The sequence below is a fragment of the Limnohabitans sp. genome (assembly GCF_036804465.1).
Taxonomy (GTDB): Bacteria; Pseudomonadota; Gammaproteobacteria; order Burkholderiales; family Burkholderiaceae_C; genus Limnohabitans.
Genome location: NZ_DAIRSK010000033.1, coordinates 1 through 8,593, shown reverse-complemented (window position 1 = coordinate 8,593; position 8,593 = coordinate 1). Strand labels below are relative to the sequence as shown.

9 protein-coding genes are annotated in these 8,593 nt (G+C 56.7%); all 9 read left to right on the top strand.

Translation table 11 applies throughout. The annotated features are described in order from the left end of the window. On the top strand, positions 1–545 hold a 545-nt coding region (locus tag V7Q41_RS13220; RefSeq protein ID WP_333846423.1), incomplete at its 5' end, for a DUF484 family protein. A 19-nt stretch (positions 546–564) separates the two neighbouring features. Beyond that, the gene (locus tag V7Q41_RS13215; protein WP_333846422.1) at positions 565–1,491 is read left to right on the top strand and encodes a tyrosine recombinase XerC; all 927 of its coding nucleotides are present in this window, start codon (positions 565–567) and stop codon (positions 1,489–1,491) included. 151 nt (positions 1,492–1,642) lie between these two features. Then, the gene (locus V7Q41_RS13210) at positions 1,643–2,866 is read left to right on the top strand and encodes a class I SAM-dependent rRNA methyltransferase (protein WP_333846420.1); all 1,224 of its coding nucleotides are present in this window, start codon (positions 1,643–1,645) and stop codon (positions 2,864–2,866) included. A gap of 31 nt (positions 2,867–2,897) precedes the next feature. Continuing rightward, positions 2,898–4,022, top strand: coding sequence for a CobW family GTP-binding protein (locus V7Q41_RS13205; protein ID WP_333846419.1), 1,125 nt, complete (start codon positions 2,898–2,900; stop codon positions 4,020–4,022). A 114-nt stretch (positions 4,023–4,136) separates the two neighbouring features. Beyond that, the gene (gene dksA, locus V7Q41_RS13200; RefSeq protein ID WP_333846417.1) at positions 4,137–5,279 is read left to right on the top strand and encodes an RNA polymerase-binding protein DksA; all 1,143 of its coding nucleotides are present in this window, start codon (positions 4,137–4,139) and stop codon (positions 5,277–5,279) included. A gap of 304 nt (positions 5,280–5,583) precedes the next feature. Then, positions 5,584–6,012, top strand: coding sequence for a division/cell wall cluster transcriptional repressor MraZ (mraZ, locus tag V7Q41_RS13195; protein WP_333846415.1), 429 nt, complete (start codon positions 5,584–5,586; stop codon positions 6,010–6,012). 9 nt (positions 6,013–6,021) lie between these two features. Further along, a complete protein-coding gene (gene rsmH / locus V7Q41_RS13190) occupies positions 6,022–6,939 on the top strand; it encodes a 16S rRNA (cytosine(1402)-N(4))-methyltransferase RsmH (protein WP_442918869.1) in 918 nt (305 codons plus the stop codon). Next, positions 6,936–7,256: a cell division protein FtsL gene (gene ftsL, locus V7Q41_RS13185; RefSeq protein ID WP_333846413.1), complete on the top strand. Its 321-nt coding sequence runs from the start codon at positions 6,936–6,938 to the stop codon at positions 7,254–7,256. The genes rsmH and ftsL overlap by 4 nt, the downstream gene beginning before the upstream one ends. Next, the coding region (locus V7Q41_RS13180; RefSeq protein WP_333846412.1) for a peptidoglycan D,D-transpeptidase FtsI family protein at positions 7,253–8,593 on the top strand (1,341 nt) is incomplete at its 3' end. The genes ftsL and V7Q41_RS13180, both read left to right, overlap by 4 nt.

Sequence of the window (8,593 nt, the reverse complement as noted above, 5' to 3'; positions counted from 1 at the left end):
AAATGATGCGAGAAAAAATTCGCGCCCTCGAGCTGCGCATGATGGACATGATGCGCCACGGCACCGAAAACGAGGTGCTGATTGAGCGCATGCAGCGCTGGGTCAAAACCCTGTTGATGACCAACAACGCTCGCGACTTGCCGCACACCATTGCTGACCACATCCAACATGACTTCATGGTTCCTCAAGTGGCCATCAAGGTGTGGGAGGTGCGCGAGGACTTCAAAATTGAGCCTTTCGCGCAAAGCGTGATCGACCCCATCAAAGATTTCGCTGCTTCATTGAGCTCGCCCTACGTCGGCCTCAACAACAACTTTGATGCCGTGCAGTGGTTGGACGACCCAGCAGCCGCGCAGTCGGTGGCCCTCATTGCCTTGCGTGTCACGCGCGCCAAAGACACGCCGCAAACCGCTGCTGAACAACCCGTGATTGGTTTGTTGGTGTTGGCCTCGCCCGACCCGCAGCGCTACTTTGAAGGCATGGGTACCACCATCATCGAGCGCATCGGTGACTTGGCCAGCGCTGCGCTGTCGCACTTGCGTTAAAAAAACGCAGCCAAAACACATGGACTTGGTCGCCCGCTACCTCGACCACGTGCGCTTTGAAAAGCGCTTGGCCGAGCGCACCGTCACGCTCTACAGCCTCGACCTCGAAAAACTCACCGACTACGCAGCCCAAGCCAGCGTGGCGCTAGAGGCGGTGCAAAGCACACACATTCGCCGCTGGGTCTCGCACATGCACAGCGGTGGCCGCAGTGGTCGTGGCATTGCGCTCATCCTGTCGGGCTGGCGCGGGTTTTATGTGTGGCTGGGTCGACAAGGCTTGGTCCTGAGCAACCCCGTGCAAGACGTGCGTGCACCCAAAGCACCCAAGCCCTTGCCCAAAGCCCTGAGCGTGGACGACGCCGTGCAATTGGCCGAGTACCACGCCGAACCCGGCACCGCAGACCCTTGGCTGGAGTGCCGCGACGCGGCGCTGGTCGAACTGCTCTATGGCTGCGGCCTGCGTGTGGGCGAGCTGGTCGGCCTAGACGTGCAAGCGGGGGCGCAAGCCAAAGGCTGGATCGACTTTGAAGGCGGCGAAGCCCATGTGCTGGGCAAAGGCAGCAAACGTCGCAGCGTGCCTGTGGGCGGCAAAGCGCTAGAAGCCATGCAAGCCTGGGTAGCGGTGCGCGGCCAAGGCCTCACGCCCGCCACTGCCGAACAAACCGCGATGTTCATCGGCCGCAACGGCACGCGCCTCACCGCGCAAGCCGTTTGGCAACGCTTGCGTCAACGCAGTTTGAAAGCGGGTTTGTCCACGCCCGTGCATCCGCACATGCTGCGCCATTCTTTTGCCAGCCACGTGTTGCAGTCCAGCCAAGATTTACGCGGTGTGCAGGAGCTGTTGGGCCACGCCAACATCACCACCACGCAGGTGTACACGCGCTTGGACTTTCAGCATCTCGCGCAGGCGTATGACGCCGCGCATCCTCGGGCGCGTAAAAAATAACGCTTGTTTGAAGTTGCTCCGGCCCATGCGTCGCTGCGCGCCAAAATCGCCTCAACGCCTACCCCACCCCTGACTTGGGCCTTGTTGGCGAAGCGAAATAAACCGTAAAGCACAAGCCAAACCCCCAACGGCTCCACCGACAATCAAGTCAATGAAAACAATCAAGCTCAGAGCAGGCAAAGAGCGTTCTGCCTTGCGCCGCCACCCATGGATTTTTGATGGTGCTATTGCCAAAGGCAGTGGCGATGCGGGTGAAACTGTGCGGGTGGAATCAAACGACGGCCAGTTTTTGGGCTGGGCCTCGTGCAGCCCCGAATCCAAAATACGCGCACGCATTTGGAGTTTTGACGAAGGTCAGCGCATCGATGCGTCGTTTTTCAAAGCCGCCATCGCCCGCGCCATCGCAGCGCGCAGCCGATTTGACATTCAAAGCAATGGCGTGCGTCTGATTCACGGCGAGTCCGATGGCTTGCCTGGCCTGATCGTGGACCGCTACGACGATATCTTGGTGGCGTCTTTTTTATCGTGCGGCACCGAGCGCTGGAAAAGCGTGATTGCCGACGCGCTGCTCGCGCAAACAGGCCTCACCAAACTCTACGAACGCTCAGACGCCAACGTGCGCAAGCTCGAAGGCTTGCCCGAAGTCACGGGCTGGCTGCGCGGCGAGGGGGGCACAGGTGTTGTGCTGCGTGAGCACGATTGGCAACTGTCTCTGGATGTGGCCGAGGGCCACAAGACTGGTTTTTATTTGGACCAACGCGACAGCCGCAAGAAGTTTGCCGATTACGCCAAGCGCTTGCAGTTTCAGCGTGTGCTCAATTGCTATTGCTACACAGGCGGCTTTACTGTGGCCGCTTTGGCGGGTGGTGCGGCGCATGTGACGTCCATCGACTCATCCGGACCCGCGATTGAGCTGGCCAAAGCCAATGTGGCCTTGAACGGCTTTGACGCCGCTCGCACCACCATGATGGATGCGGATGTGAATGCATCGTTGCGCCAATTCATTCAAGCAGGCCAAACCTTTGATGCCATCGTGCTGGATCCGCCCAAGTTTGCGCCGACGGCCGCGCATGCCGACCGCGCGGCGCGGGCCTACAAAGACATCAACCGTTTGGCATTCAAGCTGCTAGAGCCCGGTGGCGTGCTGTTTACCTACAGCTGCTCGGGTGGCATCAGCGCTGATTTGTTCCACAAAATCGTGGCTTCGGCGGGCATTGACGCGCCGTGCGACGGCTACATCAGCGAGCGCATGCAAGGCGCACCCGACCATCCCATGACCTTGACCTTCCCCGAGGGCGAGTACCTCAAGGGCTTGGTGGTGGTGAAAGCGGCTGACTTGGTTGAGAAACACAACTCAGCCACAATATCGGACTGATTGAAACGTTCCGAAACAAGGCTTCTCTTTTATGTTGATCCCCGCCACCATCCTGACCGGCTTTTTGGGCTCGGGCAAAACCACCTTGCTCAAGCGTGTGCTGACCGAGGCCCACGGCCAAAAAATTGCCATCATCGAAAACGAGTTTGGCGAAGAAAACATCGACAACGAAATCTTGGTGTCTGACACCAACGAGCAAATCATCCAGATGAACAACGGCTGCGTGTGCTGCTCTATCCGCGAAGACTTGCGCACGACGCTGCAGCTGTTGGCCGCCAAAAAGCGCAAAGGCTTGCTCGACTTTGACCGTGTGGTGATCGAGACCACCGGCTTGGCCGACCCTGGCCCCGTGGCGCAAACCTTCTTCATGGACGACGAAATTGCCGAGAGTTTTTTGCTCGACTCCATCTTGACCTTGGTTGACGCCAAGCACGCGGCCCAACAACTCAACGACCGCCAAGAGGCGCGTCGTCAAGTGGGCTTTGCGGACCAAATTTTCATCAGCAAGGCCGACTTGGTTTCGCCAGTTGAGCTCGATGCTTTGCAGCACCGCTTGAAGCACATGAACCCTCGCGCCCCTCAAAAAGTGGTGCATTTTGGTGAAGTAGCGCTGAGCGACGTATTTGATCTGCGCGGCTTTAACCTGAACGCGAAGCTCGATATTGATCCTGACTTTTTGGGCGATGACGGCCACCATCACCACGATGGCGAGGATTGTGACCACCCATCGCACAAGCATGGCCACGCGCACGATGACCACGCCCATCACGACCACGACCATGCGCACGGCGAGCACTGCGACCATCCCTCTCACGCGCATGACCATGAACAGGGCCCTGGTCACCATCACCACCATGACGACGACGTGAAGAGCTTTGTCTACAAGTCCAAGCGCCAGTTCGACCCCGCCAAGTTGGAAGACTTTTTGGGCGCCATTGTCAACGTCTATGGCCCCAAGATGCTGCGCTACAAAGGCGTGCTCAATATGAAGGGCACTGACAAGAAGGTCATCTTCCAAGGTGTGCACCAATTGATGGGCAGCGATTTGGGCCCCGATTGGGCGCAAGGCGAAGAGCGCATCAGCAAGATGGTGTTCATCGGTATTGATTTGCCTAAGGACATTCTGGTCCAAGGCCTCGATCAATCCTTGGTTTGATGAAATATGGCAGTTTTTGCAAATTTGATGAAACCTTGGGGTTTGTGGCTACAATCCCGCGCGCCAGACCCAAGTAGTACACCCGTGCCATTAGGGGCTGCAAGGAGACCCACAGTGAGTGCTAAATCCAAGAAAACTGCTTCTAAGAAGCCTGTTGATTCAAAAAAATCGGCCAAGCCAGTGAAAAAGTCTGTGGTGGTGAAGACCCCCGTCAAACCTGCGGCCAAAACCGTCGCCAAGCCAGTGGCTAAAAAAGCAGTGCCAGCCAAAGTGGCTGCAAAAAAGGCAGCTGCGAAGCCCGCTCCAGCCAAGAAAACGCCAGTGAAGTCAGCACCCCAAAAGGCCGTGGCCAAAAAGGCAGTGGCAAAGAAGGCGGCGGTGCCTGCTAAAAAATCAGTTCCCACCAAGTCACCCGCGCAGGCCGTCAAAGCCACGGCCAAGCCAGCCAAAGCTGCTGTCAAAGTGACGAAGGCGCCTGCCAAGGTTGCCAAGGTACCTGCCAAGGTTGCAGCCAAAGTTGCAGCCAAAGCCGCCAAGCCCGTTGCCAAAAAAGCCGCCGCCAAGCCAGCAGTCAAAGTGTCAGCCAAAGCCAAAGTGGCGCCTGTCCCAGCGCCTGTGGTGCATGTCACACCCATAATTCCTGGCTACACCCCTGTGGTGCACAAGAAAAACTCCAGAGCTGCCAAGATGGCCGCTTTGGTTCCACCCCCGCCTGCTCAAGTGGTCGCATCCAACGCTGCCAAGAACAGCTTTATGCCCATGACGGCACCCTCCGCTCCAACCATTGTTCCTGTGATACCTAAAAAAGACGCCAAGCTTGCCAATAACTGGAAGTCCAAAACCGCTGACCAGATGACCGATGCTGAAATCATCGCCATGCCTGATACCGAGTACATGAATGAGCTGCAAATGGCTTTCTTCCGTCTCAAGCTCGTGCACCTCAAAAATGAAGTGCTGAGCAACGCCAGTGAAACCACCGAGCATTTGCGTGAAGACACCGTGGTGGTGCCCGATCCAGCCGACCGTGCCACCATCGAAGAAGAACACGCCTTGGAGCTGCGCACCCGTGACCGCGAACGCAAGTTGCTCAAGAAAATTGAGCAGTCCATCCACCGCATCGACAGCGGTGACTACGGCTACTGTGACGAAACGGGCGAAGCCATTGGCGTAGGCCGCTTGTTGGCACGTCCTACTGCCAGTTTGTCGCTGGAAGCGCAAGAGCGTCGCGAGATCAAGCAGCGCATGTTTGGAGATTGATGGCAAAAGCGCCAAAATCATCAAAAGCAGGCGCATGCGCCTGCTTTTTTTATGCTTATTTTTCTTAATAAGCCACTTTGAGTGCCTTTTCTAAGTGCTTCATTTATAACGATATTTACCCTCGCATGTGGATATTAAAATCGCTGTAAGTTGTTGATTTCATTGAAAAATTACTCGTTTTTGGTGTTCTGAACTGGTTTTCCTGCTACAGTGCAAATAAGTGCAATTAAGTGGTGAAAAGTGCCTTTTGGCTTTTTCGTTCGGCTGAATTGTTTGATTTGCATGTGGAAAAAAGGTTGCCAACGTGTTTCAGGGTGCTTCATCGCTCAGTCTCGATGCCAAAGGTCGTTTGTCGGTGCCTACCAGGCATCGTGACGTCTTGAGCGCGACGGCGGCTGGACAGCTCACGATCACGCGTCACCCGCATGGCTGTCTGATGGTTTTTCCTCGCACCGAGTGGGAGAAGTTTCGTGAGCGCATTGCCGCACTGCCCATGAGCGCGCAATGGTGGAAACGCATCTTCTTGGGCAATGCGATGGATGTGGAGATGGATGGCACGGGCCGTGTTCTTATCTCTCCTGAGTTGCGCACCGCAGCGGGCATCAGCAAAGACACCATGCTGCTCGGTATGGGCAACCACTTTGAGCTTTGGGACAAGGCAGCGTACGAGGCGCAAGAGGCCCAAGCCATGCAGGGCGAGATGCCCGATGTGTTCAAGGAATTTTCTTTTTAAAGGATGACGGTGGACACGCCATGGCAGCACACCACCGTCCTACTCAGCGAAGCTGTCGACGCACTCGACATCCAGCCGGACGGTACTTATGTGGACGCGACCTTTGGTCGTGGGGGGCATTCCCGTCTGATCTTGTCCAAGCTCTCGCCCAAGGGGCGTTTGATTGCGTTCGACAAAGACCTCGATGCGGTTGCAGCAGCCCAACAAATTCAAGACCCGCGTTTTTCGATTCGCCACCAAGGCTTCACGCACTTGGGCGAGTTAGATGCGGGTGCCATCGACGGCGTGCTGATGGATTTGGGGGTGAGCTCGCCCCAGATCGACAACCCAGTACGCGGTTTCTCTTTTCGAAACGACGGTCCTTTGGACATGCGCATGGACACCACGCGTGGCCAAAGCGTGTCCGAGTGGCTGGCACAGGCGCAAGTCCAACACATCGCGGAGGTGATACGTGAATATGGCGAAGAACGGTTTGCTTTACAGATTGCAAAGGCGATTGATGCTCGCCGACAAGAACGGGGCGTGCCTACATCCACCGCTGAACTGGCCCAGCTCGTGGCTGACACGGTCAAAACCCGCGAGCCGGGCAAGGACCCTGCAACGCGCACATTTCAGGCTTTTCGGATTTTCATCAACGCCGAGCTTGAGGAGTTGCAACAAGCGCTGAGCGCTTCGTTGCAGGTGTTGCGCAGCGGAGGTCGATTGGCTGTGATCAGTTTTCATTCTTTGGAAGACCGCATTGTCAAGCAGTTCATCACGCAGCATTCGCGTGAGGTGTATGACCGACGCGCACCTTTTGCGGTGCCACAGGTCATGGATCTCAAAGCGATTGATCGTGTCAAGCCCAGCGCGGCCGAGGTGTCTGGTAATCCCCGCGCGCGTAGCGCCATCATGCGCGTGGCTGAGCGCTTAGGGGCCAGCGCATGAGCCGCGTGAGCGTGTTGCTGATGATCGCTGTGATGGCGAGTGCCTTGTATTTGGTACGCACGCAGTACGAGTCGCGCTCGCTCACCATGGAGATTGACCGCGCCACCAGCTTGGCCCGCAATTTAGAAACTGAAAACGACCGCTTGGATGTGGAGCGCCGCGCGCAAGCCACACCGCTGCGTGTTGAAAAACTCGCCCGTGAACAACTGCACATGCGCACCATCACACCCGCCATCACGCATTACGCCACCATGCCTGCTGGTGCAACTGCATCAGCGACGGGATCAGCATCGGCTTCAGCGGGGGTTCGCCCATGAGCAGCCGCAGCGTGCAATACACCACCAGCCCCTTGCTTGCCAGCAAGACGCCGATCTGGCGTAGCCAGTTCATCGTGGCGGTGATTGCAGCAGGCTTCTTGGGCTTGGTGGCGCGCGCAGCCTATGTGCAGGTGATTGACAACGCATTTTTCAAACGCCAAGGCACGGTGCGTTTTGTGCGTACCTTGGAGCTGCCAGCCAACCGTGGACGCATTTTGGACCGCCATGGCAACATCTTGGCATCCAGCGTGCCGGTGCGTGGTATCACGGCCAACCCAGATGAAATTGACCGAGACCCTGCCAAGCTCAAAGCGCTGGCCAAGTTGCTGGGCATGAGCCAAGCTGAGCTGGATAAAAAGCTCAAAGACGAAGACAAAACCTATGTGATGCTCAAGCGCCAGGTGGAAGTGTCGGTCGCCAAAGAGGTGGCGGCGCTCAAAATCAAAGGCGTGTCAGACAGCCCAGAGTACAAGCGTATTTACCCAGAGGGTGAATCGGTGGCACATGTGGTGGGTTTTGCTAATTTAGAAAACGTGGGTCAAGAAGGCGTGGAGCTGACCTTCAACAAAGCCTTGGGCGGCAAACCTGGTTCGCGTCGCGTCATCAAAGACCGCTTGGGTCGCGTGGTCGAAGACATTGGCGAAATGGTGCCACCCTTGGATGGCCAGGATTTGCAGCTGAGCATCGACAGCAAGGTGCAGTACTTTGCGTACGAAAAAATCAAAGAAACCGTCATCGCCAACAAGGCAGCTGCAGGCAGTGTGGTAGTACTCGACATCAAGACGGGCGAGGTGTTGGCCTTGGTCAACTACCCCAGTTATTCACCCGGCAAGCGCGGCAACCTCAGCGGAGCGCAGTTGCGTAACCGCGCCCTGACAGACACCTTTGAACCTGGCTCCACCATGAAACCGCTCGTGGTGGGCTTGGCTTTGGAGAAGGGCATTGTCAAGCCCGAAACCTTGATTCAAACCGCACCCGGCAAGATGCAAATGGGCTCGGCCACCATCACCGATGCGCACCCACATGGTGTGTTGAGCGTGAATGAAATCATTCAAAAATCCAGCAACGTGGGCACGGTCAAAATTGCCATGCAAATTCAGCCCCACGACATGTGGGAGGTGTTCACGCAAATGGGTTTGGGGCAAAAGCCCCAAGTGCCTTTTCCGGGTGCGGTGGCTGGCAAGGTGCGACCTTACAAAACATGGCGTCCGATTGAGCAAGCCACGATGAGCTATGGCTACGGTTTGTCCACCAGTTTGTTTCAACTCGCGCAGGCCTATACCGTGTTTGCACATGACGGCGAGATGGTGCCCATGAGTTTGGTGAAAACCAATCAG

What these genes read in the sequence shown, in the direction of transcription:
- V7Q41_RS13215 (WP_333846422.1), top strand. Translation starts at nt 565, where the DNA reads ATGGACTTGGTCGCCCGCTACCTCGACCACGTGCGCTTTGAAAAGCGC.
- V7Q41_RS13210 (WP_333846420.1), top strand. Translation starts at nt 1,643, where the DNA reads ATGAAAACAATCAAGCTCAGAGCAGGCAAAGAGCGTTCTGCCTTGCGC.
- V7Q41_RS13205 (WP_333846419.1), top strand. Translation starts at nt 2,898, where the DNA reads ATGTTGATCCCCGCCACCATCCTGACCGGCTTTTTGGGCTCGGGCAAA.
- ftsL (WP_333846413.1), top strand. Translation starts at nt 6,936, where the DNA reads ATGAGCCGCGTGAGCGTGTTGCTGATGATCGCTGTGATGGCGAGTGCC.